The following is a 26297-nucleotide window of genomic DNA, read 5'->3' as shown; positions in this document are numbered from 1 at the left end:
ATGAATACGCAAAAACCCAAAGGTTTCGCCGGTCTGATCGAAAACGGAGCATTGCTGTTCGGCTTCGCCCTGTTCGCAATCTTCCTTCTTGCCCCGGCCTTTTACGTCTTCAAGGGCTCGTTCGAAAACCTGTCGGTCTCGCTGGTTGCGACCGAAAGTGGCTGGACCCTGTCAAACTACATCAACATCTTCTCGTCCGGCTACTATGTCTATGTGATCAACAGTCTGATCGTCTGCATCACAGCGACGTTTCTGGCCTGCGTGATCTCTCTGTTCGCGGCCTACGGATTGTCGCGGTTCCGCTTTCGAGGGCGCGGTCTGGTTTTCGGATCGATCATGGGCGGGCAGTTCTTTCCCTGGATCATACTGGTGAACCCGATTTTCATCCTGTTCGCGCGCGGTGGGCTAATCAACAGTCAGATCGGGTTGATCCTGTGCTACACGGCCTTCATCACGCCGTTCACTATCTATCTGCTGGTCGGCTATCTGACCACGATCCCCAAAAGTCTGGATGAGGCAGCAATCGTCGACGGGGCCTCGCGCCTGACGGTTGTAACCAAGATCATTCTGCCGATCATGTGGCCGGGCATGGTGGCGGCAGCGACATTCGGGTTCCTGCAAAGCTGGTCGGAGTATCTGCTGGCACTTGCGTTGATTACAGATGACAGCATGAAGACCATTCCACTTGGGCTCTATCAGTATTTCGGCGACGTCAATGTCGACTGGGGCGCTGTCATGGCCGGTTCGGTCGTGGCCACGGTGCCCACATTGCTGCTGTTCCTGCCGTTGCAGAAACGGCTTGTTTCCGGCCTGACTGCAGGAGCGACGAAATGATACGGGTTGACGCGCATCAGCATTATTGGGCACTGGCCCGCAAGGATTATGGCTGGCTGGGTCCGCACCGGCCCGTCATCAACCGGGATTTCATGCCCTCAGACCTTGAACCCGACATGCGGGCCGCGGGTGTGGATCAGTCGATTGTGGTGCAGTCGACCCCGACCCTGGCAGAAACTGAGTTCCTGCTGTTTCTAGCAGAAACCACCCCGTCCATACTGGGCGTCGTGGGTTGGGTCGATCTCGAACAGGACCGGGCGGAAAGCGACCTGCGCCGCCTGTCGACCGATCCTGCCTTTTTGGGGGTGCGGGCGATGGCGCAACCCAACCCCGACCCCGATTGGCTGGCTCGCATTGCGGACCGCACGGCGCTATCATTCATGGCCGAGCGCGGACTGACGCTGGACGTACTGGTGCAGCCGAAGCATTTACCTGCACTTGAGACTTTGTGCCTGCACAACCCTGACCTGACCATTGTCATCAACCACGCGGCCAAGCCCGAGATCGGCTCGGTGCCCATGGATGAATGGCATTGTCGCATGGCGCGGCTGGCGGCCTTCCCTAATTTGCGCTGCAAACTGTCCGGTCTGACCGCGTTCACCAGCCGCGAAGATCAGATGCAGCCTTATGTGGACGTGTTGTTGAGCCTGTTCGGGCCGGATCGCCTGATCTGGGGCAGCGACTGGCCGGTACTGAACGAGACCTCGGACTATCGGGATTGGATCGCCTTGTCGGATCGTCTGCTTGCGGGCGTCAGTCCCGCAGCGCGTCAGAAAATCTATGGCGACAATGCGCAGATAACCTATGGCACCAAGTTCAGCCTAGCAGCTTGACCGCCGCCGCAGCGGCGCCAAAGCCATTGCCTATGTTCACCGTCAGAACACCGGGCGCGCAGCTGCTCAGGGCTGAGCTAAGCGCAGCCTGACCACCGGCGCCGACGCCGTAGCCGACCGAGCTTGGAACAGCGATGACTGCCCCCGGGATCAGCCCGGCGAGAACCGAGAACAATGCGCCCTCCATGCCAGCAACGGCAATGACGATCCGATGGTCTCTGAGCTCGGGCAGGTGCTGTTCCAGTCTCCACAGCCCGGCCACACCGACATCGGTGATCTGACGCACACGCAGCCCCATAAACTGCGCAGACAAGGCGGCCTCGCGGGCAATGGGAAGGTCAGAGGTTCCAGCCGCGACCACGGCAATTTCCGGTGCGTCCCAAGGCGGCTCGGGTGCGCGGTAACTGGCCAGTCGGGCATCTTCGAACAGTGCGAAATTCGGGTCGCTGACGGTCGAAAACCGGGCGATCTGTTCGGCCGTCAAACGCGTCATCAGCAAAGGCTGCGCGCGCGCAATGTGCTGATCCAGAATGTCCTCGACCTGGGCAATAGTTTTGCCCTCGGCAAAGACCACCTCGGGCACGCCGGTGCGCGCCTTGCGGGACCAGTCGAATATCGTGTGTTCATCCATTACGCGTTTTGCCCCATTGCCGTTTTGGGCGGAACAAATGCGCTGCCCCTACGATAGGGGCGATGGCCTGCGAAAGGCTTGCCAGCCCGATCGCAGGCCAGCTGTACCTGTGCCAGCGCGTCCCTTGACAGCGTGTCAGCCTCGATCACGACCCCGTCCGGTGTGATCCTGCAGCGCAGATCCCCTTGCGTTTGTATCCGCAACTGCTGTTCGATCTGATCAATGAATCGCAAATCTTCGGGCTCGATATGCAAGCCGGTCATGATCCGACTGGCCAGGCAGGGTTGTGCAGGAAGTTCGGCAATATCCTGCAATCCAAATATTGCCGCCAGACGCCGCAATGCGGCTTTGTCGATCCCCGCCTCGACAAAGGGGTGCCGCACGCCGTGTTCTTCGGCGGCAATCAGGCCAGGGCGGTGTTCGCCCAGATCATCAAGATTGGTGCCCGAGGCAAGCGGTCCGTCACGGGTCGCTGCCATCGTCGCATAGAGGTTGTTCTTGCAGAAATAGCATCGGTCATACGGGTTTGCGCGATAGTCCGGGTCGGAAAACTCGTGGCTGTTTATCACAGACAGCGCCCATCCATATCGTTGGGCGTAGTCTCGTACCCGCCGCGTAGCAGCCGGTGGGACCGCTGGAGACACCGCATGGATCGCGTGAAAGTCAGGAACAATCCGCTCTGCGATAAAGGCGAGTGTAAGGCTGTCGACGCCGCCACTGACCGCGATGGTCAGTCTGGGAAAGGTGGCCAATACGCGGCTTAGACGATCAAGCGGCTCAGCCATCTTCGGCCTCGGGGTCGTGTTCCGCACTGCGCGCCAATTCTCTGCGCGCGCGCAATGTTTCGGTTTCGGAAAGCGCGTCGCTTTCGGCTTTGGATGTATTCCCGCCAGGTCGAATAACGGTCTTGATCGCGGTGCCATTGCGGTGCGTTTCCTGACGCGGCAGCAAAAGCCGCCGGGCCTGTTCGACGCGTAGGCCGATTGTGCTGGTTTCGGCGAAACAGGCCTCGGCGATCTGGTCCGAGCACGCGGGGCGGGCCATGACCGTCACCGAAAATTGGGTTCGACCCTTTTTACCAAACCCCATTACATGGCTGGCATCCAGAACGCCCTCTTTCGCGCGCAGATGTTCCAGAGCGACAGACAATTCTTCGGGCGTCATATCGTCAATCTCGAACCGGATCAGCGAGACCGTATCGGACATTTCCGAAGGGGACTCCAATGCGAGAACGCGCAGGATGTTGGGGATGCCGTCGATCTGCATTTGCCCCGCACCCATCCCGGTGGCCGACAGGCACCCGCGTGGGGTGGTTTGTTTCGGGTGGGGTAACAGATGGGCAAGGATGGCCGCACCGGTTGGCGTCACCCGTTCACCGGGCCCTCCGTCATCCACCAGATCGAAACCCTTCAACAGTTCTGCCGTTGCCGGGGCGGGCACTGGCACCAGCCCATGTTGCGTGCGCACCCGACCACGTCCCAATGGAATCGATCCGACCGAAAACGACTGCGCCCTGCTGCTGTCCAAAACCGAGGCCGCGCCGATGATATCGGCCAGCGAATCCCAGTCGGCGATTTCGTGAAAATGCACCCGTTCGACGGGCAACCCGTGGCAGGTCGCCTCGGCCTCGGCAAGATGGGTGAAGATCGCGATCGCCCTGTCCCGCACCGGGTTGCGCAAGGCGCTGGTTTCGATTTTTTTGCGAATGTCTTTCCAATGCGATGTGGGCGGCGCGTCGCTGGCAGTGACGACGTTTGCCCGTTTGCAGGCAAAACCCATTTCGCGCACATCCTCGACTTCCAGTCGGACGTGTTCGTTGATGCCAGCGTCCAGCCAGTCTTGTATCAACTGCGCTTGCGCGCCGGGAAAGGCCGAGATCATCGCGGCCAGAAACATGTCACCCGAGATCCCGCCGACCGGATCGATGTGCAAATGCAGGCTCATTGCGCGGCCACTGCAGTTGATTTGGGCACCACATAGGGGCCTTCGGGAATGATGGCGACGTCCGCATCGTCATGCCGAGCGATGCTGTGGGTGATTGCGTCCGTCAGGTTTGTGATACGCTCGACACCGGTAACAGCAAAATCACCGTCCGAAAGATCAGGAGCGTAAAGCTGAATGTGCCCGACGCGCATCGGTTTCAACTGCATCTCGGTCTGCCATTCATCCACATCGGCAAAGCTTTTGGCTTCGAGCCCGGCCAGAAATGCTTCGGGTCCCTGCGCGACCAGCCGTTCCTGCGCGGCGCGGAAATGGTCTGAACCGATGCCTTCGGCGCACGAGGATGCGATGATCAGGGTGCCCCCCGGTGCCAGAATGTCCAGTGGAGTAACCATGCCTTTAACCGTCTGATAATAGGTCTGGTCGAGCGGATATCCCGCGGCCGAGGTCACCACCGTCTTGAACTTGCGCCCTACGGGAATTTCGGTGTAGCCGCGGACAAAATCGACAGCCGCCAGATGGCTTTGCACGATCTCGCCGAAACTACAGAATACAAGGTTGCGCTTGTCATCAATGACCGTGTTCAGGGCGTAGACATCCCCCAGCCGTTTGACGATCGCCAATTGCTCTTCATGTAGGGGATTGCCTGCCAGATTACACTCGCGCGCCAACGGGTGTTCCATGAACCGGGCCGAGTGAAATGTGCGGATGGTTTCATGATGGGCGACGCCCGGGGCGACGACTTTGCGACCGCCCGAGAAACCGGCCATAAAATGCGGCTCGACCAGACCAGTGGCGATTTTCAGATCGGCTTCGACAAACCGGCGATCGATCTTGATCGGGACGCCGCGCCCGGGCGTAACCCCCAGATCAACGTGGTCCGCATCATCGAGCGCATAGTGATTTTCGACGCGGACGTTATTTACCACCCAGGGGTCGCCTACCAGTTCGGCCAGTTCTTCGCCCAGATTGGGACGGTGCAATCCGGTGGCAATCAGCACCGTGATCTGGTCCAGCGGGATGCCTTCGCGTACCAGCGTCTCGATCATCGGGCGCAGAAACAGGTGATTTGGCACGGGTCGTGTGATGTCACAAATCAGGATACAAGCCGATTTCCTGCCGCGCGCGAGCTGTGGCAGCGGTGCAGCGCCATGCGGGTTCCGTAGTGCCTGAGATATTTGGTCGTTCGGCGGCGCGCTGGGCGGAAATGGCGGTTTCTCGATCACATATCCGCGTGCGTTCGACGGGAGCGTCAGGGTCAGACCGTCGCGGCCATATAGCAGTTCAAGTTTCATCGGCAGTCTCTACCAGAATGATGCGCAGGTCGTTCACATTGGTGTGGGTCGGACCCGTCATCACCAGCGCGTCGTGTTGTTCGAAAAAGCTGTAGGCGTCATGACGGGACAGATAGTCGAGTGCGATGTCGCGATGTGCGACCTCACGATTTTTCTGCAACCAGATCGCACCTGCATTATGCTCAGACCCGTCTCGCCCATCGGTGTCACAGGCCAGCGCGGCGATACCTTTCTCGTTCCACGTGGCGATTGCGAAGCCCAGCAGAAACTCGGTACAACGCCCCCCTTTGCCCGGCTTCCCGGTCACCGTAACGGTGGCTTCACCGCCCGAGATCAGCGCCACCTTGCCTGATGCCGGTTGCCCGTAGTGCCGAACCTGTTTGGCGATTCCCGCCAGAACCTTTCCCATTTCCCGCGCTTCTCCTTCGAGCGCATCACCGAGAATGATGGGGGTGTAGCCCGCCCCGAGCGCCGCTTTGGCCGCCGCCTCAAGCGCGGCCTGAGGTGTTGCAATCACACGCGTCATAACGCGGTCAAAACAGGAGTCGCCGGGATTTGGAGTATCGGCAGTGGGAAGATCCAGCGCGGTCAGAACAGGCTCGGGCAGGTCCATGTCGAACCGGTCGATGATGGCGCGGGCCTGCGCGGCAGTTGACGGGTCCGGCGACATTGGTCCGGAAGCAATATCTGCAGGATCATCCCCCGGCACATCCGAGATCACCAATGTCAGCGCCTGAGCGGGGGTTGCCGCACGCGCAAGCCTACCGCCCTTGATTGCCGACAAGTGCTTGCGCACGATGTTCATTTCATCAATTGCAGCCCCGCTGGCCAGCAGCGCACTGTTGAGTGCCTGCTTATTGGCAAGCGTCAAGTTAGGGGCTGGGACTGACAGCAGTGCGGATCCACCGCCAGAAATCAGGCAGAGAATGAAATCGCCTTCACCGGCTGACGAAACCATTGCAAGAATTTCGGTCGCCGCCTGTGCCCCCGCTTCATCCGGCACGGGGTGACGGCCTTCGACAATTCGAACGCCCTGACAGGGCAAAGCGGCGCCATGCGGAACGATCACGAGCCCGTTGCAAGGCCCCCATTCAGCCTCGACTGCCTGGGCCATTCGCGCCGATGCTTTGCCCGCGCCAACAACGATGACCCGACCATCCGGCCGTGGCGGCAAATGCTGTTTGACGGCCCGCATCGGATCCGCCGCATCAAGAGCGGCATTGAACATGTCGATAAGAAGGGTCTTGTGATCCACTGTTCACCCTAGCGGTTTGGTCAATCCGGGCGCTGTTGCGCGCCCGGATTATTTTGTCGATTAACCCTGAACAACGGTTTGTGCCTGCGCGCCCAAACCATCGATGCCAAGCTGCATCTTATCACCTGCGTTGAGGTAAACCGGTTGCGGTTTCATGCCCATCCCAACGCCCGGTGGGGTTCCGGTCGAGATCACGTCACCCGGCTGCAGCGACATGAATTTGGACAGGTAGGCCACGATATGCGCCACGCCATAGACCATGGTGTCGGTATTGCCGTCTTGCATGCGTTGGCCGTTGACGTCCAGATACATGCCCAGTGACTGCGGGTCGGGCACCTCGTCCCGTGTAACCAGCCACGGCCCGATCGGACCGAACGTGTCAGCAGATTTACCCTTCGTCCACTGGCCTTCGTGCCGGATCTGAAAATCTCGCTCCGAAATGTCGTTGATCACGCAATATCCGGCCACGTAGTCCAGTGCGTCGGCTTCGTCGATATATTTGGCTTCTTTTCCGATGACGACGCCAAGCTCGACCTCCCAATCTGTGGCAGTTGATCCGCGTGGGATCTCGATATCGTCATTCGGCCCGCATATTGCGCTGGTGGCCTTGGCGAAAATCACCGGTTCGGAGGGTACCGCCAAGCCGCTTTCGGCTGCGTGGTCGGAATAGTTCAACCCGATACAGATGAATTTGCCAACGCCGCTGACGCAAGGGCCATAGCGGTCAACCGCAACCTCGGGCAAAGAGGACAAATCCAGCGCGGCGATCTTGGCAAGCCCCGCGTCGCCCAGCGTTTCACGGCCGATGTCACTTACATGCGCCGAGAGGTCGCGCACCTTGCCTTCGTCATCGACGATGCCCGGTTTTTCCTGACCTTTCGGGCCGTAGCGCAATAATTTCATGGTGTTCTCCTGTTCAGTTGGCCCAGCCGCCATCGATGATATGAGTTTGCCCGGTCGTGAAACCGCTGGCATCAGAGGCCAGATAAAGCGCGAGCGCCGCAATTTCGTCAGCATCGCCGACACGTCCCATCGGTTGCCGGGCGATGAAATCCTTCATCGCCTGATCATAATCTCCGGTCGCGCGCAGTCGGTCATGCAGGCTTGGGCTGTCCACAGTACCAGGGCAGATTGCGTTGCAGCGGATGCCTTGCGTCACGAAATCGGCAGCGATGGATTTGGTCAATCCGATAACGGCCGCCTTCGAGGCGCAATAGGCAAACCGGTTCGGTACTCCTTTGATCGAGGAGGCAACAGACGACATGTTGATGATAGAGCCGCCGCCATTTGCCAGCATCGACGGAAGCACCGCCTTGCAAAGCCGGAATTGTGCCTTTGCATTCAGCGAAAACGCGAAATCCCAATCTTCTTCGGGGCAGTCAAGAATACTGCCTGCATGTACGAACCCGGCACAGTTGAAAAGCACGTTCAGCGGGCCGGTTTCGCTCAGAACCGCAGCGATGTTGGCGGGATCCGTCACGTCGAGTTTGATCGCGGTGATACCGTCAATTTGGTCCAATTCTTTCAGCGCGGCGTCATTTACGTCACTGGCAAATACATTTGCACCTGCGCGTGCAAACGCTTCAGCGCTGGCGCGGCCAATGCCTTGACCCGCAGCCGTAATCAGCGCGGTTTTGCCAGCGAGCGATAGCTCGTAACTCATTGGTTTTCCTTTCGTGGTTCTGCACTTGCTGCGCGAGGCGTTGCGGTCCTGTTTGTGTGCGCCGTGATGGGCGAGACGGGTGCAAGCAGCACCGGGGGTTGTCGAATCTCGTAACTAGTATATCATGTATACCAGTTAATCAAGTTGAGAGATTGGCGCCGGGTCAATAGGTTCCGGGATTCAGGAAGAAAGGTCTGAGCAGGCAGTCATGACACCTTCGGATGAGAACACCAGACGCAAGCGTGCTGCCAACTCCGGGCCAAAAGGTCAGGGGCATTTCGATCTGAGCGGCCGGCATACCTTGGCGGATCAGATTTACGACCAACTGCATCACGACATAACGCAATTGGTCCTGACGCCCGGCACTCCGATACTCGAGCGAGAGATAGCAGAGCGTTTTGCTGCCTCGCGCACGCCTGTTCGCGAGGCGGTGCTGCGGTTGGTCAAGGAAATGCTGGTTGAGGTCGTACCGAAATCCGGAACGTTTGTGGCGCGAATACCGCTCTCAGCCCTTCCCGAAGCATTGGTCGCGCGCCGCGCGATCGAGAGGGACTTGGCGGCCCGGGCGGCCAAGCTTGCAAGTCCGGCAAAAGTCCTGCGTCTGAGGGCGATCGTTGAAGAAAGCCGTGAAGCGGCGGCTACGGGTTCTCGCGCCGAGTTCGACAACACCGATACAGCCTTTCACGCTGAAATTGCGGCGGTCAGCGGAAACCCGGGCCTTTGGAAGCTTGTTCGGCAAATCAAAACGCCGACGGATCGGTTCCGTCACCTCATCCTGCCGGTCGCTGACCGCATGCAGCAAATTGTAATGGAGCACGGGCAGATCGTTGATGCGATCGAAATGGGGGACGATCCGTTGGCGGCGCAAAAAATGGACCACCACCTGGCCCAATTGAGACGGGATTCAGTACGAACCATCGAACGCCACCCGGATTACTTCATCTACGACATCGATGTCGAGAAGTTGACCGATTGGGAATAGCGTCTGATCCTGAACCCTTTTTGGATTAAGGTCACTCGCCGAGATCGCGCTGCCGCGTCGGTGAAGTTGTATTGTTGCAATCTACATACAAAGTACATATAAAACGAGCAAGGAGTGACGCAATGAATGACAATGCGCCGAATCTTGCTTGGGTTCCCGTCGTCGACGACAGCGAAGGCCCTGTCTATCTGGCGATCGCCGGTGCCATTGGCCGCGACATACGGTCGGGCGTTCTTCGTCCGGGGCAGCGGCTTCCACCTCAAAGGGCCTTGGCCGGCGCGTTGGGCGTTGATTTCACAACTGTCAGCCGGGCTTATTCAGCCGCCAGCAAGGATGGGCTGGTTGAGGGTCGTGTCGGTCGCGGCACCTATGTCAAAGACTCTGGCCCCGCCATCCCGTTGGGTGCAAATGGTCCAAAGAATCCTGCGGTGGACATGAGCATGAATGTTCCGCCCAGGTTCGAGGATGCCGAACTGATCCGCCAGATGTGGCAGGGCTTTGAAACGCTCCGGTCCGAATATGGGGTCGAGTTCCTCATGCGCTATCAGATGCCTGGCGGAAGTCACGAAGATCAGTTGGCTGCGCAGTCCTGGCTTCAGAACAACCTGAATATTCGGGAGTTGGATGACGTTGTCATTTGCAACGGGGTTCAGGGTGCTGCTTGGACGATACTGTCGCTTGTGATGGGGCCGGGCGACACGATCTGTTGTGAAGAACTGACCTATCCCGGCTTTCTGGCGCTGGCGCGGCACCTTGATCTGAACGTCGTTCCGGTTCCGATGGATGGCGACGGATTGGACCCGGATGCGTTGGATGAGATCTGCAAGACTGCAAATCCAAAGGCCGTCTATACCACGCCAACGCTGCACAACCCGACGACAATCACGATGTCGGGCGCGCGTCGCGCAGCAATCGCAAAGATCGCGCGGAAACATGACCTGCAAATCATCGAAGATGACGCGTACGGTGTTCTTGCAAGCGAGTCACCCGAACCGATCTGCAACTTCGCGCCCGAACGTACCTGGTATGTATCGTCCTTGTCGAAATGTCTGGCACCGTCGCTTAGGGTGTGCTTCATGGCCCCGCCGCCCGGAGTGTCCAATGACAGCGTCCGGCGGGCCATGCGTGCGAATGGCAGCGTGGTTTCCCCCATATCCGCACGATTAGCGACAGGTTGGATTGCGTCCGGGCTGGCCGACGAGATCACATCGTCGATCCGTCAAGAGACCAAAGCGCGTCAGGCCGTGCTGCATCAATGGCTTCCGGATGTCAAAGTGCCGCAAGACGCATATCATTTGTGGCTTGCGCTGCCCGATGGTTGTTCAGCCACAGAATTTGTCCTGAACCTTCGCGGTTCCGGCTTGGGGCTTGTCCCCGGAGCCGCCTTTGCGCTCAGTGGCGCGCCTAATGCGGTTCGCATTGCGCTGGGGTCAACTGATACAGCTCAGAACTTGAGCGCAGCCCTGCGCAATCTGGCTGACGCGCTGAAAAACTCCGATCAGCCCAGCTGGATGGTTGTTTGACCAATCATTCGGCATTTGCTCGCATTTCCGAAGGAAAAACAAAGATGAATGCGAATTCTGTATCGCTTGAGGCGACCGGAAAAACCGTCGCTGAGCTAACGGCGTCGGCGCATCTGTTTCCAGAGAAAACCCCTGTAAACGTGGCCTGGTTGAACAACGAAGATGACTACGACAGGCTGCGGACGGTGCTCCGGATTGAGGCGGCTGGAATGCTGCCGGTGCCGATCATCGCTGCGCGCCGGGTGCGGTCGAAAAAGCACCTGTTTGACCTGACCGAAAAGCTGCGTTTTGCGGGTGCAAATGGGCATTTTATGGTCGTCGGCGGGGATCCGTCACAAGCGTCAGGTCCGTTCGAGCGTTCAATAGAGCTACTGGCGACGGATTGGGTCGAAAAATACCAACTACATAGCATTACATTGCCAGGCTTCCCCGAGGGGAACGTCGCCAACGGATATAGGACGGATGTGCCGGATCTGATCGAAAAGGTTAAGCTGCTGACAGCAAGCGGATGCGACGTGACCGTAACAACACAATTGGCTTTTGATCCGGACAAAATTGTCAGATGGGTCAGTCAGCTGAGGGATGAGGGCATCAGTCAGCTGATACGGATTGGACTCCCAGGACCGACCAGGCAGGATCGTCTGCTCAGATTTGCTCGGGCCTTTGGAGTCTCAATTCGCAAACTGGACGAATTCAGCAGCAGTTCGGACGGGAATATTGATTGTACCGGTTTGTTCAAAGCTGTGGCGCATGGGCTGCAATCTCGGGGCATCGGAAATACGGCGCTCCACCTCTATCCGTTTGGTGGCGCCGCAGCCACCGCCGAGTGGCATGCAAAGATCAGCGAGAAGCGATTGCCAAATGTCGCTGCAGAGATGCTGGCTTGAGTAATCGTACACGGAGAACGGCGTTCTAGCGCAAGGATATGGCATCCCCGCGCTAGTTTCTGACACTGGACTTCAAAAGCCGTGCAGGCGCTTAGCCCATTGCAGGGCGATCAGCGCCCCCTTGAAGCGCGGTAACAAGAAGAGGGACAGCGCAACTGCGCCAAACGACGTGACCAGCGCCAACACCAGTGGCGTAGGTTCCCAGACGGACCAGATGATATGCAGGGCGAATCCTGCAAGGTGGCCGACGATCAAAATTGTAAAATACGCTGGGCCGTCATCGGCTTGCGCGTGGGTCAGGTCCAAGCCGCACTCCGAACATGTGTCGTTCACTTTAAGATAGTTGTGCAGCACGTGTCCTTTGCCGCAATTCGGGCACCGTAGGGCAAAACCCCTGCCCAATGCAGTTCGCGTGTTTCTTTCTTCCATCTCGGTATCCATACCATCTCAGAATCGACGCGCTATGTATGGCATACATTATACAATCAATAAAGGAAAATGTCTCGCTTTGCCTGATATGAACAGTGGTATTGATTGAAACAATCGGTGGGCCAGCATCGACGCCAAGGCGCAATCTCAAACGGCAGTTAGCTTGTGAAATGCGTCCCGAAGATCGACTAGCAGGTCATCGGCATGTTCCAGCCCGAAATGCAGCCTCACTTGCGGGCGATCATCGCTTGAAACGCCTTGTTGGGGTTGAAGCGCCAAGGCGAGGCTTTCGAAACCGCCCCACGACGCGCCAATCGCAAAGAGGTTCAGGCCGTCGACAAAGGCGTCCGGGTCCAGCCCATCTGCAAGGCTGAGGCTCAGTAATCCATTCACCCCGCGTGCGTCGCGCGCCCAGACCTGATGACCGGGATGGTCGGCAAGTCCGGGGTGCCAGACGCGTTTCACCTCGGGTCGGTCGGTAAGCCAATCAGCGATACGGCAATTGGTTTCGGCGTGGCGATTAAGCCGAAGCGATAGGGTTCGCAGACCGCGCAGACAGGCATAGGCCTCATCAGGTGCAAGCAGTTGACCCGTTCTCAGCGTGTGAGCTCGCAAAGCTGCGCTTGCTGCACCTTTGGAGACGGCGGCCCCCATCATCGTGTCCGCGTGACCGCTGAGGTATTTGGTGCCCGAAATAACCGAGACATCGCATCCAAGGTCAAGAGGTTGGTACAACCATCCCGACCCGTAGGTGTTGTCAGCGATCACAGTCAGATTCAGTTCCTGAGCGTTTTTGCATAGCGCCGGGAGGTCCATCACTTTGAATGTCAGCGACGTCGGGGACTCGACCAGAACGAGTTTTGAATTGGGCCTGACAAACGGCGACAGGTCGGTGACGTCCCAGGGAATGAAGGACAAGCTGACACCCATCTGTTCAAGGTAGTCGCGGCAATAGCTTTCGGTTGCATGAAACGCGCCATCCACCATCAGGATGTGATCGCCTGCCCGCAGGAATGCAGTCAGGGCTGTAGTGACCGCTGCGACCCCAGACGGGTACAGAAAACATGCGTCACCCTGTTCCAGATCACAAAGTGCGGCAGACAAGGCATGCGCCGTGGATGTTCCACGCCTTCCATAGGACACTACATGGTCATCCGTTAACCGCCGCTCTTTCGCGTCGCGGAATGACGACATGGTATCGTGCAGAATTGTCGAAGCCCGCTCAATCGTCGGATTTGCGGGGCCGGGCAAGGGGCGGCGGCCATAATGGATCAGCTTAGTATCACGGCGCATTTTTGTCGTTTCCCTGTTCCATCGGACAATCGGCAGGTGTCCAGTGCAATTTGGCCGCAAGGCTAAGACCGGTCAGCAAAGCCAACCCGGACGAGCGTCCAATGTCGCACATATCATCCAACGCTCGCGTCAAATCCGCCTTCAGGCGTCGCGACGGCAAGGGTCGGATTTCAAGCGAAAGTTTGAGAGCAAGCTGGATCAGATCATGCACGGGTTGGATGCTCTGACCCAGCGCGGCCCATTTCAGATAGGAGCGGCTGAGTCCATTGGTTCGTGTGTACCGCGCGACATTCAACAGGTTCTTGAACCGCATGCCGCTCCAAGCGTGAAACAACACCAGACCTGCCAAGACGTCATTACCTCCGGCTGTCATAGTGCCGTGCCGTCCCTGCAGGATTTGACGGGCCGCATCGAGATCGCCTGCGTTGACGGCGGATGTTAGCGAGGAAACGCGCGGCAATATTTCATGGGGATGATTACGGGAATCGTACAGGCTGGCTAGCACCGGAATTGCAAGAGCCAAGTCACAGGGCCGGGGCATGAACGGAGAATAGCGTCTGGCCGATTTCAGCCAAATCGCAGTCGGTCCGACATCAATGGAGTTTGACCGGAGCCGGACGGTTGTTCCGATATCCGGTCTTGGTAAGGGATGTTTCAGAATTAGGTGGAGTGGTCCTGCCGGGACTGACGGACTTCCGATCGTAAAAATTCGCCCGATTTCGTCTTCGACGCAGAACCCTGAAGAAAACGTGGTGGTGACCTTTGCTTTGATCGAACCGCCCTTTTGGGCGACGGGAATCCCATCGCCCATCGTGTCCGCCAGATAGACCGGCGAAACCTCAGGTAATGCGGCGGTCAAGATCAAGCAAAGCGTCTACGAAGCACTTAACCGGTGCCCACGCGACGCCCGCCCCTACCTGTCCGGTGCCATCTGACACATGGATGATCCCGGTGTTCACGGCCGGAGTGATCGACAGCTCGGCCACTTTGCGAACGTCCACACCGACAGGCGTGCCGACGTTGTCCAGGATTGGCAGCCGGAACCGGGTGCTTTCCCCCGAACAGATGCGCTGCATGCTTTGCGTCGCGGCTATGGCATCCGACATGCGTCCGCCCAAGAAACCCGCAACCGCCGGAGAGTTTGCGGCCGCTGGGCCGCCCAAGCCGATCAGCTCGAGCACCGCGCTGTCGCCGATATCAGGCGCGCTGGTTTCCGGGCCTTGACCTGGGTAATACAGTGCGTCCTGAATCGGAGGCGAATCCGTGATGAACCAACTTCCGGCTTTGCCGGGCAGGCGCACACCGTAGGTCGATCCGTTGCGGCTCATGGTGGTGACGATGCTGGAATTTTCCACATCAGATGCGGAATCGACCAGCGATTTTGCCGCTGCCATCGCGACATTCAGGAACATCAGGTGATTGCCGCTGAGAAAGGTGGCCACCTCGGCCGCGCGGTCATGGTCGCTGGCGACCAGGAAGGGCAATAGATCGCGCAGGAACAGGTTGGTTGTTGCCTGAACCCGCATATGGACATCGTCGCCCATCGGAACGCCCTGGGCCGCCAAAGACAAAACGTCGATCGCCCCTTTGTTTGCGATCGCCTGTGCCAGCACCGGTCCCACAGCGTCGCGCAGGAAGCGCAACCGCTCAATGGCTTCGTCGTTGTCGACGCCGAACCAGGCGACCTGGCCCGAGCCCTGGTTGACGCTGGAGAATGCGGTTGTGCCGCCAAATTCGTTCTCAACAACATAAACCGGAGCTGACGGTCCAATCGACGTGGCCATCGGCACTACGGTCGAGCTTTCATTGGCGGGTTTCAGTTCGACCTCGCCAGAGTTTACCAGTTTTTCGGCGGCGTCGACATCGTTCGCCCATCCTTCGGCGACGATGGCCGCCTTTATCGACCGTTGCAACGGGTTCGGCATGTCCGCCCACGCAATCGACGGGCCGCAATGCAGGATCGTACGCTCACCCATGTTCGGAATGACCGACCCGGCCCGGTCGATACCCTTGAGCATCGGCACGCCTTCGTTGATGCGGTGGATCACTTCGGCATTGGCCTTGTTCACGATATCGGCCTTCGGACCAAGCAGGCGACCCAGTGCGGCAACAACATCCGCATCGCCTCCGCCGGGGATACGCCAGTCTACGCCAACCACGGATGCGCCCTGATCGCGGGCCGAGGTCTCGAACAACGGCAGGCCGATATTCACGATGCTGACGCTTTCAGGCAGTTTCACGATTGGCGCGGCGGTCATGTGGGTCATTCCTTTCGGTGCTGATCGTAACTTCTAGATCATATCTTATAGGAAGTGTTTAATTACCTATAGTGATCATGTCAAACTTTATCCGACACAAGCAACCCTGCGATCGGGTCAGTGCGTTTATTGTGATGAATGCTTTGGGTCCGGGCGGGTGGAGTGCCCGGACCCAAAGCGGATGCCATATTCAAACCCACGGGATCGTACAGGTAGAAACAGGCATCATCCGGCTAAGCGCCTACGCTTACGCTTCTGCTTCGCTGGTCATGGCTGACCCCCATGTCCCTGAAATCATGCCACAAATGGCACCAGCGATGATCGACAGCGGCATCAGGATGATCTGGTTTTCGAGGCTGGCAGAAGTCAGTACAGCGGTGCTCATGACGTCAGGTGTCTGCAGCAGATAGGCATAGGAACTGGCGATACCGAATACGGTGCAGGGTATGGCAGAAAAAAGCTCGGATTTGGCTGCCAGCACCGCAACCGCGACGCCCAGATTGACGACAATCGCGGCCCAAATGGGCAGACCCAGGGCGTCTGCAAGCGGGACATTCAGGATGATCAGCGTCGAAACCCATGCGATGACACAGCCGAAAATGCCGCAAACGACGATGTTTTTGAAGGCGGCCCCGTTCGCTCCGAAGGCGAAGTATCCGCCCCAGACGGCAAATGCCGCCCAAATCAGAAAGAACCCGCTAAGAGGTCCCAACGCGAGGTAGGTTGCAATGGCCCCGGTCACCGGGATGCTAATGGCTAACGCATTCAGACTTTTCACTATCAGTCTCCTTTACTGTTGGCACAGCGGCACCAGGCCACTGAATGGCATGCAGATTGGCTCTGCTTTTTGTGATTGTTTGTAGACACGCCCAACGGGGCGCATCAGGCGCTGACTATTTCAGGATCACGCTGCGCCGGGCGTGATTGGTGTTGACTTGATGTGAATGTCCGGGGTCGTTTTGAGCGTATTCGTGACATAGCAAACCCGCTCGGCAGCCCGGATGATGCCGTCGATTTGCGATGCGTCGCAGCCCAGTTGGCTGGATATGGTGATAGACGAGTATTTGGGGCCGTCATATTTGCCCATTACCGAAACCTTGAGATCCGTCAGTTCGACCGATCGTTTGCGTGCGCAATAGGCGATGGCGACAGTGAAACAGGACGCCACCGATGCCAAAAGCAGCGAGGTTGGCTCGGGGCCCAGATCGGTTCCGCCGACCGAGGGGGGTTCATCGACCGTAACCGAAAACCCACCCATGTCGACGTCGCAACACAGGCCTCCGCGCCACGTGCTTTCGACTGTTTTTTGGCCGCTCAATGCGTGTGCCCGTGATCGTGATCATGACGGTGATCATGTCCGTGCGGACGTTTGCAGAAGTCTTCGATCAGAGCGTCTATATCCTGTTTCGACAACAGCCCATGATTGACGACCAGAGACTCAAGCGCCGCAAACCACCGTTCGTAGTAGCGATAAGGCGTCTCGATACTGTCGTGATCCTTTTCGTAGTCTGCAATCGCAGCGATCAGACCGTGCTGAAAGTCGGTCCAGTCGAATACGCCCTGATCCGCCAGCGCGGCAGCCATGCCGAACGCGCGACTTTCCCAGGGTTCTTCAAAGACCAGCTCTCCGTTCGAGCGGGGCAGGGGCGTTTGGGATTCGGGCCCCATATTGTCCATCATCGTCATGGTTCAGCCCGCCGAAACCTGCGCCACACCAACCATCGCGTCGCGCGTGACCAGCTTGGCCAGATCGTCTTCGGAAAGGCCGTCCGTACCTTCGGGGCGCATCGGCAAAACGAAATAGCGGTTCTCGGCACTGGAATCCCAGACCGTGATGTCCACGCTTTCAGGCAAGTCCAATCCCATCTCCTTTAGCAGGGTCCGGGGTTCGCGAACCGATCGTGACCGATAGGCCGGGTCTTTGTACCAGTTCGGCGGCAGGCCAAGCAGCGGCCATGGATAACACGAGCACAGGGTGCAGACGACCATGTTGTGCATCTCGGGCGTATTCTCAACGACAACGATATGCTCGCCTTGCGGTCCGGCAAAGCCCAGCTCTTTGCAGGCTTCGGTGCCGTCCGCCAGCAAACGTTTCCTATAGTCATCGTCGGTCCAGGCCTTGGCGACCACTTTGGCGCCGTTCATCGGACCAACATCGTTGACATAGCGATTGATGAACCCGTCCAAAACGTTGGGATCGACTAGGCCGCGTTCAACCAGCAGTGCCTCAAGCGCTTCGACGCGAAGTTGCGGAGACGGGTAGTCTTCGGAATGAGGAAGTTCGGTCATGCGGCCTCCATATAGCTTTCGAACAGGTCAATACGGACCTTGGATTTTTCGGCGTCGTCGCCCCAAAGTTCTGTCGAGTCGAATTCGACCGTGTAAACGTGCTGCGGGTCCTCGCCGACGAAATGCGCGGTGCTGTCTGGCAGCACGGCTGCTGGCCGTTGTGCGATGACGGTCCCGGTGCGGCCCCGGATATAAGCAGGCAGTCGGGTATGGCCCGATTTGCGCTCGGACGAGGCGCGGATGACCTGACCTGCCGCGAACTTCGGAGCATCTTCGATTTCACGCAGAGAACCCGCGCCACCCCGTTCATATTGAGGTTTGTTGGTCTCGACATCCGCTGGCTCATCGACTTTTTCGCCCTGCATCACCCGGGCCCGCGCGGCAACCGCGCCGGGGGGTAGAATTCCGCTGTCGACACACAAAAGCTCGGCCGTGCTGATCCAGCGCCCGTAATATCCTTCGGACAGGTAGTCGACGGGATGCAGGCGTTCCAAACCATGCCGGAATGCATCGAGGTTGGTTCCCGAGACACCCATCGAGGCCAGGCTCAACGCAAAAGCGCGGGCTTCCCAATCCTCTTTGAAGACTGGTTCGTTGGGGTCGATCTCGACGCTTCCCCAGCCTTCGGTTCCTCCCATGTCATGTATTCCATCCATGAATCGCCTCCCTTTGTTTGGTCGAAAAGGTATGAGCAACAGGGATGAGTTGTCAACTATAAGAAATGAGTGTTACTTTAGTGAAATGCCTAACGCGGCCCGGTGTACACCCTTCGGGCCAACAAAAAAGATTGACTAAGTTAATTATACGAAATACTTTAAGTCGTATCCGTAATGGTCAGATCGTTTGGCTATAGTCGGAAAAACTATTGAGGATTTTAGACATGCTTGCCGATCCCAGACCGTGTTTCCTCGATCTTGCTCCGCGCAGCCCCAAGCCCAGATCAACCGGGCTGACGCATGTTCTGGACAAAGGCAGTACCGTTTCTCATACGCGTGATGTCATCCAGCAGGCGGCAAGTCTGATTGACATCTGGAAGTTCGGTTGGGGCATCTCCTACATAGATCCCAATGTGCGCACGAAAGTTGCCGAATTGCGCGAGGCCGGAATCAAAACCTGTACCGGCGGCACCTTGATGGAGATTTCACGGCTACAGGGCCAGGTCGGTCCGATGTTGCGTTTCGCGGCTGAGGTCGGTTTCGATTGTGTCGAAATCTCGGATGGCGCATCTGAAATTCCTGTCGCCGAAAAGCAGGAGATGATCTCACGCGCGCGCGACGCCGGTTTCGAAGTACTGGCAGAGGTCGGCAGCAAAGACCCAAGCCAAACTGCGGATGCGGAAGATTGGATTGCCGAGATCGAGGGTGATCTTGCAGCGGGTGCTAGCTGGGTTGTGGCCGAGGGTCGTGAAAGTGGGACCGTCGGCCTGTATCAATCCGATGGCAGCGCACGGTGCACTTTGATCGAGGCATTGATGGACAGCCCTTATGCGGACAAGCTTATTTTCGAGGCTCCGCGTCGGGATCAGCAGGTTTTGTTGATCAAGCATTTCGGGTCCGAGGTAAGTCTGGGCAACATTCAATTGGACGAAGTGCTGGGCTTAGAGACTCTGCGCCTTGGCCTGCGCGCGGATACCATGGAGACTCAGCAGCTTGAAAAGGCCAGCGCGGATGTTCGACTTTGACGCCTCGGCCCTCAATATCGTTCCAAACAGATATCGAACGGTGGCGCTGTCTACCGATCTCGAATGTCTGGATGCCGACTGGCTGATCCCCCACTTTACCGGCCGCGAGGCGTATATGCGCACGCGTTTCATTGTCGCCAGATGTGGGCAAGAGACCGCGCTGCTTGAGGTTGATCGCGCAAACGACACCGACCTCTTTTCCCCTATCACGGCTGTTCGCATGCTGGCTGAACCTCGGGACTGTGTCTACGCTACCGACGATCTTGCGGATGCGGGCATTCCTTCTCATCTGGCGGCTGTGGCCGAACGGTTCCCGGGGCAGAAATGCGTTGTGATCGAGGGTCGGTATTCGCATGTCAGTTTTATTCTTAATCCCGAACCCATTCGGTTGATCGTTTTGGACATCGTCCCGCCCTTTCCATCGAAGCTGGTGGATCAGGTGATGCGGGTATTGGATGCGGCCGAAAACCTGCCCCCAATCGTGGTTGTCCCGGTCCTGACCGACAGCCGGGATGTTCTGGCGGACGAGCGACACCCAGCCCCAAAGCAATTGCTGGTCCCGTGCCGAGGGTCAGGCATTGAAGTGGACAATGCAGCCGTTTCGTATCTGGACGAACGCCCGCCCGAAAAGGACTGGGTGCTGTTGGGCTGCGAGCGTTCGGATCAGATCCACAGCTGGTTTTACAACAAGCCTCCTGATCTGGTGGATACATGCCCTAGAAAATTCCTGTCGCAGTTTTCGCAATCTGACGGGCCAGTTCTGACGCGGTGTTGCCTGCTGCAAGAAGGGATCGAGGATCGCACGGATGCGGTTTTCGTGCCCTGGGGCGCATCGCTTGATGAAGTCCGCGAAGCGATTGAATTGATCGTCGAACAGACGGGGGTCGCATGGTCGCACATATGATCGATTCCGAAATCTTCGGGCACCAGTGGTCAACTTCCGAGGCGCGCGAGATTTTTGACGAACCGGCGCGTGTTCGCCGCTGGGTGCAGGTCATTGTCGCCTTGGCACGTGCGCAGGCAGAATGTGGGATCATACCCTCGGAAGTGCTGCCGGTAATCGAAGATTTGGCACGCATCGACTTACCAGTTTCGGATATTGCGGCACAAACGCGTGCGACTTCGCATTCAACATTGGGCATGATCCATGTCCTGCGTGATCATTTGCCCGAAGAGGCCAAGGAATACGTCTATTACGGCACGACTGTGCAGGACATTACTGACACTGCACAGGTGTTGGAGATGCAGGCAGTCGCCCGCCTGATCTGGCGCGATCTCTGGGTGGTCGAAGGGCTGTTGCTGGCGCTGGCTGAACAGCATCGTACAACGCCGATGGTCGGACGTACTCACGGGCAGCCGGGCTCTCCGATCACTTTTGGATTGAAGGCGACCGTTTGGGCCGATGAAATCGGTCGTCACCTTCAGCGGCTGAAGCAGGCCCAAAGCCGCCTTTTTGTGGCGCAATTGGGTGGCGCCGTCGGGTCGCTGGGCTTTTTTCGCGAACAGGCGATGCCGCTCAGGGCGCGGTTTTGCGCTGAACTGAATCTTGGTGAGCCCGACGTTAGCTGGATCAACGCCCGAGATCGCTGTTGCGAGTTTGCGCATTTATTGGCGATGAGCACAGCGACACTGGCCAAGATTGCCAACGAGACCTTTACCTTGCAACGCAAGGAAATTGGTGAATTGGCCGAACGGACCAACCCCAATACGGTCGGCAGCATCACCATGCCGCACAAGCGCAACCCGGAATCCAGTGAACAGATCGTGGCGCTGTCGAAGCTGGTGCGCGCTGACGCATCCGTGTTGGCAGAAACCATGTTGCAGGAAAACGAGCGCGATGCCCGGTCTTGGAAGGTTGAATGGGCGGTCTTTCCGGAACTTTGCCATTACAGCCTTGCAGCGGCAGCGATGACACGAGATCTGGTCGATGGGCTTGAAGTGAACGTTGATGCGATGCGCAGCAACCTGTTACAGGAATCCGCCTCGGAAGGTGTGCTTTCGGCGCTGTCGGAAAAGCTGGGCAAACACAAAGCGCAAGCGGCGCTGCAGGACGCATATCGCAAGGTTCGCGAAGAAGGCGTCACGATTCCCAAGGCTCTTTCGGACCTGGTCGAAGGGTTCGAACCCGCCAACGATCCAGAGATTGAGACCGGCGCGTCGGCCCAGATGGTGGACCGGGTCTTGGCCCGCGCATCCGACCGGCGCAGCGCCGAAAGTGAAGCGCTGTTTTGATAAGCCGGACTACCCCAAGGAAAAGACATACAGGAGGCTCCCATGACCATTGAGGATGTAAAACCGGGATCGCAACGTTTGGCAGGGCCGTCCGCCTCTGGCCCTGCGCAAGAACTGATCGACGCGGGGTTTGCATGGGAAATTGCCGATGCGCCTGTTCTGCACCACGGGTTGAATATCGCGGATCTGGGTCATGTCTTGGACCTGATGCATCGTCAGATCATCCCAGATGATGCCGCCCAAAAGCTGTTGCGCGTACTGTTAGAAGCGCATGAAACGCCCGTCGAAGACTTTCCCTACAATGCCGCATATGGCGAGCCTTATAATTCGCGCGAGCGGCATTTTGTATCGCAGATCGGAGATGCAGCGGGATGGCTTCACGCGGGCCGCCCTCGGCGCGAGGCGGCGCGTGTCGCCCTGCGGGTCGAGATGCGGCGCCTGACTGCGGAACTGATCCGGGCCGTCAGTGCATTCGCAGAAACAACCGCCACCTTCGCGCGGGATCACCGGGACGTCCTGATGGCGGATCAGACCTACCTGCAACAGGCGCAGCCCTCGACCTTTGGGCACTATCTGTTGGCCTTCGCCCCGCCCGCCCTGCGGGACGGCGAGCGGATGCTGACCTGTCTATCGCAAATCAATCAGAGCCCGGGGGGCGCGGGATGCGTGAACGGTACGCAACTTTTGGATGACCGCTCGTATATCGCCGAATTGATGGGCTTCGACGGGATCATCGACCACACGCGGGACGCCATGTGGCAAACGGACACCTTCATTGATGTCCTGTCCTCGGCTGTCAGCGCCTTGTCCAATCAATCGAAACTGGCCGAAGATCTTGAGATCTGGTCCAGTCAGGAGTTTGACTATGTGGATCTGGCGGGCCCCTTTACCCGGTCTTCGGTTCTGATGCCGCAAAAGCGTAACCCCTATTCCCTGTCGATCGTGCGCGGCGGCGGTGGCGTTCTGATCGGACGGCTCAGCGGATTTCTTGCTGTGGTCAAAAGCCCCTCTGCGCGCAGTGACAACTTGATTTTTGCCTATGGCGAAGTACCCCGCGCGCTCGAGTTTTCGGCCCGGATCAGCGACCTGATGACGGGTGTTGTCGGGACACTGACCGTCAACCGCGAGCGTATGTGGACCCTGTTGGAAAACAGTTTCTGCCAAGCGACCGATCTTGCAGAACACATTATGCTGACTCACAAGCTGGATTACCGGATGGCCTATAACATCGTGGGTGAAGCTGTGCGAACGGCCAGCCGGGCTGGGTTGCGCGGGGTAGATATCACGCCCCAGCACATATCGGATGCCGCGCAAAAGGTGGCCAACATCTCGCTGACGCCGGATGAGCGGACGCTGAAACAGGCGCTTGACCCGCGCAATATCGTTGCCACGCGAACTGCACCGGGCGGAGCCGCGCCCGAGGTTGTCTTACAAATGGCCGAGCAAAACCGGAACGCTGCAAAGAGACTGAGTCGCAGCGCCGAGGATGCCCTTCGTCGATTCTCGGAAGCTGAGGAAGCATTGCTGGTAAAGGCAAGAGCAGCCATTAACAATGGTGAATAATTAAGCCTCAATTTTTCTTTGGACTTTATCCGGGCACGAGGGGGAAGTAGGCCCGCTTCCTCTTGTGTCGGGGCAGTTGATTCAATTCGCGGGCGTGTCCATACGTGGGCCGAATAAATTCATAACAGCCAGTAAATAAACATAAAATAATTCATTCAATTTTCACTGATCAAAATTTACCAGCGCAGACGCACTGAGCCAATGGGTCGAATCCGCGCTTGATTTCAGAAAATCTTACCCACTCAATTCGAAAAGGAAAGTAAACAGAAAGCTTGACGGATAGTTTATGTATTTCTACGATACGAAACATCAACACTTGATGATAAAACGTTCGATGGGGGAGAATTCCGTGAAAATTGTGATGATCGGTGGCGGGCCGGGTGGCCTTGGAGCAGCCGGAGCAGCCAAGGGGACGGACCCCAACGCAGAAACCATCGTCTACACTCAGTTTGAGGATGTCGCCTATAGCCCCTGTGGCATCCCATTCGTTCACGGCAAAGAGATCGATTCCTTCGACCGGCTGTTCCTTGCGACCAAGGAACAGTACATGGAGCAAGGTATCGACGTTCACTATGAAACAACCGTGAACGCGATCGATCGCACGAACAAGCGCATCAATGTCGCCGGCGAAGGCGACATTAGTTACGACAAGCTGATCCTTTGCTCGGGCTGGCGCTACAAAGAGCTGGGCATCCCCGGGCAGGACCTCGGAGGCATCTACCGCGTCAAGAACATCCGCAGCGCGATGGATTGGGACAAGTTCCTGGACAATGTAAAAACGGCGGTTGTCGTCGAATGTGGTCCGATTGCAGTCGAGATGGTCTCGGCCATGGTGCACCGCGGTATCAAGACGACGCTGGTTGATCCGAACCCGTGGCCGATGTCCGACGTGGTTGATCCCGATATCATCGAGCCGGTCCGCAAAGACTGGGAAGAGGCAGGCGTCGATATGCGCTGGGGCGAGCGGGTTACAGCGTTCCGCGGCGACAAGAACGTCACGCATGTCGAAACCACTTTCGGGGACGTTCAAGCCGATATCGTCATTCTGGGGACGCCCAAAGTCCCCAATAACGATCTTGCCACTGCAACAGGACTTCAAATTGGCAGCACCGGCGGGATCGTCATAGATTCCAGGGGTCAGACTTCGGACCCGGATATCTATGCCGCCGGAGATTGCGCCGAAATCGTACACGGCGTCACCAACCTGCCATTGCAGGGGCTGACTGGCAGCCACGCCTATGCGCAAGGCAAGGTTGCTGGTGTAAACGCCGCCGGCGGCGAGCGTATCTACCAGCCGGTGCATGTTCCCTGGGGCATGTTGGCAGGTGAGTGGATGATCGGCGGATTTTCCTTTGGCGAAACCTCGGCCACGGCGGTCGGAATGGACTATGTCTGTGGTAAAACCACAGGCATCACCCGGGCGCGGTATTACCCCGGCGTACGACCGATAACGGTCAAGCTTTTGGTAGACCCCAAAACGCGTGGCTTGCTGGGTGCGCAGATGGTTGGCGGCGAAGGCGTCAAGGAACGCGCAGATTTTCTGGGCGTGGCCTCTCGGGCCGGTCTGACAATCGATGCTCTGGCAACGATGGAAAACGTCTACTCGCCCGCTATTGGTGCGTTGAACGAGCCCATCCAGATTGCCGCCGCAGATGCGGTTATGAAGCTGGATGGAAAGGTCTGAGGCGATGGCGTTTTCCCAATGGCTCAGAGAAAACTCCGAGCATTACCTTCTGTGCGATGCGCAAGACAAAATGGCGCGCAGGACCGGAATGAACCCACCCAACAAGCCCCGGGGGCTAAAGGACAGGTTCTGGCGACAGCTGGTTATCCCGATTTATCACATGATGCCCTGGTCCATGAAGAAATGGTTCATGGACGTCATTCCCGGCAGCCACAAACGGCCTTGGCCGCGTAAGAACTTTCGATCCAAACAATAGGATTCAACAGGTTCAGCAAGGGGCGCTGCCTCTTGGAACAATCAAGGTAAACACCACTGCAACAAGGGAGTTGAAATGCCTCAAACTGTTAAAATCGACCCGCCCAAAGAAGGTGACATCCTTTTTGACGTCGAAGAAAAGATCTTTCCGGATCACAAGGCGAACGAAGGCGACAAAGCCTATGTATTCATGCACACCGTTCCGTTCGAAGGATCGGTCGGACTGGTGAATATGCTGACGGCCACCCGCCTGCAGCGTAAAGGTTTCGAACTGACCTTCATTCTGTACGGACCTGGCGTTCTGATGGCGTCGGCTGCACGCGGCTATCCGGCCGTTGGCAATGAAGGTTTCCCGGGCAACCTGGGCTATAACCGCCAGCTCAAGACGCTGATCGACGAGGGTGCCAAGGTCTATGCCTGCCGCTTTGCGATGGGCGCGCTTTACGGGATGCGCGAAGACGATCTGATCCCAGGCGTCAAGGCCTTCAATCCTCTGGACGTTCTGGACGCCAACATTCAAGCGTATCGCGAACGTGCGCTTGTATTCTCGACCTGGACGCTTTGATTCAGATCGCAAAAACACTGGCTGGGTGTTTGGTCCCCCGACACCCAGCTGATCCTGCTTGGTTTCGAAACTCGATTACCAGCCAGTTTTTGTCTTCAAGCAGCTGGTCGAAAGATGGTTCTTTCGGTTTTGTCCGAGGGATGAAAAGGGAATACGGTGCGACCTCGAGTGTCAAATCCGTGACTGCCCCCGCAACTGTAAGCG

General features: G+C 57.8%; 28 protein-coding genes and 1 riboswitch. Of the genes, 12 read left to right on the top strand and 16 right to left on the bottom strand.

Going from position 1 to position 26297, the window contains the following annotated elements:
• Both ACR0LX_RS20965 and ACR0LX_RS20960 read left to right on the top strand, forming a co-directional pair.
• Positions 1 to 834, top strand: coding sequence for a carbohydrate ABC transporter permease (locus ACR0LX_RS20965; protein WP_480576835.1), 834 nt, complete (start codon positions 1 to 3; stop codon positions 832 to 834).
• Positions 831 to 1667: an amidohydrolase family protein gene (locus ACR0LX_RS20960; protein ID WP_480785311.1), complete on the top strand. Its 837-nt coding sequence runs from the start codon at positions 831 to 833 to the stop codon at positions 1665 to 1667. The genes ACR0LX_RS20965 and ACR0LX_RS20960 overlap by 4 nt, the downstream gene beginning before the upstream one ends.
• On the opposite strand, the gene larB is transcribed toward ACR0LX_RS20960, so the two are convergent.
• The 7 genes from larB to ACR0LX_RS20925 are packed head-to-tail and all read right to left on the bottom strand — an operon-like array spanning position 1651 to position 8452.
• Positions 1651 to 2298: a nickel pincer cofactor biosynthesis protein LarB gene (gene larB / locus ACR0LX_RS20955; RefSeq protein WP_480785310.1), complete on the bottom strand. Its 648-nt coding sequence runs from the start codon at positions 2296 to 2298 to the stop codon at positions 1651 to 1653. The two genes, ACR0LX_RS20960 and larB, sit on opposite strands and share 17 nt — an antisense overlap.
• Positions 2298 to 3083 (bottom strand): ATP-dependent sacrificial sulfur transferase LarE, encoded by a 786-nt coding sequence (larE, locus tag ACR0LX_RS20950; RefSeq protein WP_480785309.1) that lies wholly within the window; start codon positions 3081 to 3083, stop codon positions 2298 to 2300. The genes larB and larE overlap by 1 nt, the downstream gene beginning before the upstream one ends.
• Positions 3076 to 4242, bottom strand: a complete 1167-nt coding sequence (larC, locus tag ACR0LX_RS20945) for a nickel pincer cofactor biosynthesis protein LarC (RefSeq protein WP_480785308.1) — start codon at positions 4240 to 4242, stop codon at positions 3076 to 3078. Before larC ends, larE begins: the two co-directional genes overlap by 8 nt.
• Positions 4239 to 5534, bottom strand: a complete 1296-nt coding sequence (locus ACR0LX_RS20940; RefSeq protein ID WP_480785307.1) for a nickel-dependent lactate racemase family protein — start codon at positions 5532 to 5534, stop codon at positions 4239 to 4241. The genes larC and ACR0LX_RS20940 overlap by 4 nt, the downstream gene beginning before the upstream one ends.
• Complete coding sequence (locus ACR0LX_RS20935) at positions 5524 to 6789, bottom strand: glycerate kinase type-2 family protein (RefSeq protein ID WP_480785306.1); 1266 nt, start codon at positions 6787 to 6789, stop codon at positions 5524 to 5526. The genes ACR0LX_RS20940 and ACR0LX_RS20935 overlap by 11 nt, the downstream gene beginning before the upstream one ends.
• A 60-nt stretch (positions 6790 to 6849) precedes the next feature.
• Positions 6850 to 7692, bottom strand: a complete 843-nt coding sequence (locus tag ACR0LX_RS20930; protein WP_480785305.1) for a fumarylacetoacetate hydrolase family protein — start codon at positions 7690 to 7692, stop codon at positions 6850 to 6852.
• Between the two features lie 13 nt (positions 7693 to 7705).
• Positions 7706 to 8452 (bottom strand): SDR family oxidoreductase, encoded by a 747-nt coding sequence (locus ACR0LX_RS20925; RefSeq protein ID WP_480785304.1) that lies wholly within the window; start codon positions 8450 to 8452, stop codon positions 7706 to 7708.
• A gap of 208 nt (positions 8453 to 8660) precedes the next feature.
• Here ACR0LX_RS20925 and ACR0LX_RS20920 point away from each other — a divergent pair, with 208 nt between their 5' ends.
• From ACR0LX_RS20920 to ACR0LX_RS20910, 3 genes are all read left to right on the top strand, one after another.
• Positions 8661 to 9434, top strand: coding sequence for a GntR family transcriptional regulator (locus ACR0LX_RS20920; RefSeq protein WP_480785303.1), 774 nt, complete (start codon positions 8661 to 8663; stop codon positions 9432 to 9434).
• A 122-nt stretch (positions 9435 to 9556) separates the two neighbouring features.
• On the top strand, positions 9557 to 10957 hold the full coding sequence (locus tag ACR0LX_RS20915) for an aminotransferase-like domain-containing protein (RefSeq protein ID WP_480785302.1): 1401 nt from the start codon (positions 9557 to 9559) through the stop codon (positions 10955 to 10957).
• 44 nt (positions 10958 to 11001) lie between these two features.
• Entirely contained in the window at positions 11002 to 11844 is an 843-nt protein-coding gene (locus ACR0LX_RS20910) for a methylenetetrahydrofolate reductase (protein ID WP_480785301.1), read from the top strand.
• Positions 11845 to 11916: 72 nt separating this feature from the next.
• On the opposite strand, the gene ACR0LX_RS20905 is transcribed toward ACR0LX_RS20910, so the two are convergent.
• The 9 genes from ACR0LX_RS20905 to nthB all read right to left on the bottom strand — a co-directional run bounded on the left by ACR0LX_RS20905 (position 11917) and on the right by nthB (position 18769).
• A complete protein-coding gene (locus ACR0LX_RS20905) occupies positions 11917 to 12198 on the bottom strand; it encodes a DUF983 domain-containing protein (RefSeq protein WP_480785300.1) in 282 nt (93 codons plus the stop codon).
• Positions 12199 to 12420: 222 nt separating this feature from the next.
• Positions 12421 to 13566 (bottom strand): trans-sulfuration enzyme family protein, encoded by a 1146-nt coding sequence (locus tag ACR0LX_RS20900; protein ID WP_480785299.1) that lies wholly within the window; start codon positions 13564 to 13566, stop codon positions 12421 to 12423.
• Positions 13556 to 13939 carry an oxamate carbamoyltransferase subunit AllH family protein gene (locus ACR0LX_RS20895; protein ID WP_480785298.1) on the bottom strand — a complete coding sequence of 128 codons (384 nt, stop codon included), beginning with the start codon at positions 13937 to 13939 and terminating at the stop codon, positions 13556 to 13558. Before ACR0LX_RS20895 ends, ACR0LX_RS20900 begins: the two co-directional genes overlap by 11 nt.
• Positions 13940 to 14405: 466 nt before the next feature.
• A complete protein-coding gene (locus tag ACR0LX_RS20890; RefSeq protein WP_480785297.1) occupies positions 14406 to 15824 on the bottom strand; it encodes a YlbE family protein in 1419 nt (472 codons plus the stop codon).
• Between the two features lie 247 nt (positions 15825 to 16071).
• The gene (locus tag ACR0LX_RS20885) at positions 16072 to 16602 is read right to left on the bottom strand and encodes a DUF1097 domain-containing protein (RefSeq protein ID WP_480576884.1); all 531 of its coding nucleotides are present in this window, start codon (positions 16600 to 16602) and stop codon (positions 16072 to 16074) included.
• A gap of 126 nt (positions 16603 to 16728) precedes the next feature.
• Positions 16729 to 17142, bottom strand: coding sequence for an OsmC family protein (locus ACR0LX_RS20880; protein WP_480576887.1), 414 nt, complete (start codon positions 17140 to 17142; stop codon positions 16729 to 16731).
• Positions 17139 to 17510, bottom strand: coding sequence for a nitrile hydratase accessory protein (locus ACR0LX_RS20875; protein ID WP_480785296.1), 372 nt, complete (start codon positions 17508 to 17510; stop codon positions 17139 to 17141). The genes ACR0LX_RS20880 and ACR0LX_RS20875 overlap by 4 nt, the downstream gene beginning before the upstream one ends.
• Positions 17511 to 17513: 3 nt before the next feature.
• Entirely contained in the window at positions 17514 to 18113 is a 600-nt protein-coding gene (gene nthA, locus ACR0LX_RS20870; RefSeq protein ID WP_480576893.1) for a nitrile hydratase subunit alpha, read from the bottom strand.
• Positions 18110 to 18769, bottom strand: coding sequence for a nitrile hydratase subunit beta (gene nthB / locus ACR0LX_RS20865; protein WP_480785295.1), 660 nt, complete (start codon positions 18767 to 18769; stop codon positions 18110 to 18112). Before nthB ends, nthA begins: the two co-directional genes overlap by 4 nt.
• A gap of 224 nt (positions 18770 to 18993) precedes the next feature.
• Here nthB and ACR0LX_RS20860 point away from each other — a divergent pair, with 224 nt between their 5' ends.
• From ACR0LX_RS20860 to ACR0LX_RS20830, 7 genes are all read left to right on the top strand, one after another.
• Positions 18994 to 19794 (top strand): phosphosulfolactate synthase, encoded by an 801-nt coding sequence (locus ACR0LX_RS20860; protein WP_480785294.1) that lies wholly within the window; start codon positions 18994 to 18996, stop codon positions 19792 to 19794.
• The gene (locus ACR0LX_RS20855; protein ID WP_480785293.1) at positions 19781 to 20698 is read left to right on the top strand and encodes an XcbA family protein; all 918 of its coding nucleotides are present in this window, start codon (positions 19781 to 19783) and stop codon (positions 20696 to 20698) included. Before ACR0LX_RS20860 ends, ACR0LX_RS20855 begins: the two co-directional genes overlap by 14 nt.
• Positions 20695 to 22026, top strand: a complete 1332-nt coding sequence (locus ACR0LX_RS20850; protein WP_480785292.1) for a class-II fumarase/aspartase family protein — start codon at positions 20695 to 20697, stop codon at positions 22024 to 22026. Before ACR0LX_RS20855 ends, ACR0LX_RS20850 begins: the two co-directional genes overlap by 4 nt.
• A 42-nt stretch (positions 22027 to 22068) precedes the next feature.
• Complete coding sequence (locus tag ACR0LX_RS20845) at positions 22069 to 23589, top strand: lyase family protein (RefSeq protein WP_480785291.1); 1521 nt, start codon at positions 22069 to 22071, stop codon at positions 23587 to 23589.
• Between the two features lie 349 nt (positions 23590 to 23938).
• Positions 23939 to 25273, top strand: coding sequence for an FAD-dependent oxidoreductase (locus ACR0LX_RS20840; RefSeq protein WP_480785290.1), 1335 nt, complete (start codon positions 23939 to 23941; stop codon positions 25271 to 25273).
• Positions 25260 to 25529 carry a hypothetical protein gene (locus ACR0LX_RS20835; protein ID WP_480785289.1) on the top strand — a complete coding sequence of 90 codons (270 nt, stop codon included), beginning with the start codon at positions 25260 to 25262 and terminating at the stop codon, positions 25527 to 25529. Before ACR0LX_RS20840 ends, ACR0LX_RS20835 begins: the two co-directional genes overlap by 14 nt.
• A 75-nt stretch (positions 25530 to 25604) precedes the next feature.
• Positions 25605 to 26093, top strand: a complete 489-nt coding sequence (locus tag ACR0LX_RS20830) for an MSMEG_0572/Sll0783 family nitrogen starvation response protein (RefSeq protein ID WP_480576917.1) — start codon at positions 25605 to 25607, stop codon at positions 26091 to 26093.
• Positions 26094 to 26191: 98 nt separating this feature from the next.
• Positions 26192 to 26297, top strand: a riboswitch (cobalamin riboswitch). This riboswitch is flagged as partial in the annotation.

The sequence above is a fragment of the Ruegeria sp. CH11 genome, from assembly GCF_056537105.1.
This window is presented reverse-complemented; position numbering and strand designations above follow the sequence as displayed.

Excerpts from the sequence above, each read along its gene's own strand:
- ACR0LX_RS20900 (WP_480785299.1), bottom strand. The coding sequence starts at position 13,566 with ATGCGCCGTGATACTAAGCTGATCCATTATGGCCGCCGCCCCTTGCCC.
- ACR0LX_RS20830 (WP_480576917.1), top strand. The coding sequence starts at position 25,605 with ATGCCTCAAACTGTTAAAATCGACCCGCCCAAAGAAGGTGACATCCTT.
- ACR0LX_RS20855 (WP_480785293.1), top strand. The coding sequence starts at position 19,781 with ATGTTCGACTTTGACGCCTCGGCCCTCAATATCGTTCCAAACAGATAT.
- ACR0LX_RS20890 (WP_480785297.1), bottom strand. The coding sequence starts at position 15,824 with ATGACCGCCGCGCCAATCGTGAAACTGCCTGAAAGCGTCAGCATCGTG.
- ACR0LX_RS20875 (WP_480785296.1), bottom strand. The coding sequence starts at position 17,510 with ATGACGATGATGGACAATATGGGGCCCGAATCCCAAACGCCCCTGCCC.
- ACR0LX_RS20835 (WP_480785289.1), top strand. The coding sequence starts at position 25,260 with ATGGAAAGGTCTGAGGCGATGGCGTTTTCCCAATGGCTCAGAGAAAAC.
- nthB (WP_480785295.1), bottom strand. The coding sequence starts at position 18,769 with ATGGATGGAATACATGACATGGGAGGAACCGAAGGCTGGGGAAGCGTC.
- ACR0LX_RS20920 (WP_480785303.1), top strand. The coding sequence starts at position 8,661 with ATGACACCTTCGGATGAGAACACCAGACGCAAGCGTGCTGCCAACTCC.
- ACR0LX_RS20930 (WP_480785305.1), bottom strand. The coding sequence starts at position 7,692 with ATGAAATTATTGCGCTACGGCCCGAAAGGTCAGGAAAAACCGGGCATC.
- ACR0LX_RS20845 (WP_480785291.1), top strand. The coding sequence starts at position 22,069 with ATGACCATTGAGGATGTAAAACCGGGATCGCAACGTTTGGCAGGGCCG.
- ACR0LX_RS20910 (WP_480785301.1), top strand. The coding sequence starts at position 11,002 with ATGAATGCGAATTCTGTATCGCTTGAGGCGACCGGAAAAACCGTCGCT.
- nthA (WP_480576893.1), bottom strand. The coding sequence starts at position 18,113 with ATGACCGAACTTCCTCATTCCGAAGACTACCCGTCTCCGCAACTTCGC.
- ACR0LX_RS20895 (WP_480785298.1), bottom strand. The coding sequence starts at position 13,939 with ATGACAGCCGGAGGTAATGACGTCTTGGCAGGTCTGGTGTTGTTTCAC.
- ACR0LX_RS20960 (WP_480785311.1), top strand. The coding sequence starts at position 831 with ATGATACGGGTTGACGCGCATCAGCATTATTGGGCACTGGCCCGCAAG.
- ACR0LX_RS20850 (WP_480785292.1), top strand. The coding sequence starts at position 20,695 with ATGATCGATTCCGAAATCTTCGGGCACCAGTGGTCAACTTCCGAGGCG.
- larB (WP_480785310.1), bottom strand. The coding sequence starts at position 2,298 with ATGGATGAACACACGATATTCGACTGGTCCCGCAAGGCGCGCACCGGC.
- ACR0LX_RS20860 (WP_480785294.1), top strand. The coding sequence starts at position 18,994 with ATGCTTGCCGATCCCAGACCGTGTTTCCTCGATCTTGCTCCGCGCAGC.
- larE (WP_480785309.1), bottom strand. The coding sequence starts at position 3,083 with ATGGCTGAGCCGCTTGATCGTCTAAGCCGCGTATTGGCCACCTTTCCC.
- ACR0LX_RS20915 (WP_480785302.1), top strand. The coding sequence starts at position 9,557 with ATGAATGACAATGCGCCGAATCTTGCTTGGGTTCCCGTCGTCGACGAC.
- larC (WP_480785308.1), bottom strand. The coding sequence starts at position 4,242 with ATGAGCCTGCATTTGCACATCGATCCGGTCGGCGGGATCTCGGGTGAC.
- ACR0LX_RS20965 (WP_480576835.1), top strand. The coding sequence starts at position 1 with ATGAATACGCAAAAACCCAAAGGTTTCGCCGGTCTGATCGAAAACGGA.
- ACR0LX_RS20925 (WP_480785304.1), bottom strand. The coding sequence starts at position 8,452 with ATGAGTTACGAGCTATCGCTCGCTGGCAAAACCGCGCTGATTACGGCT.
- ACR0LX_RS20940 (WP_480785307.1), bottom strand. The coding sequence starts at position 5,534 with ATGAAACTTGAACTGCTATATGGCCGCGACGGTCTGACCCTGACGCTC.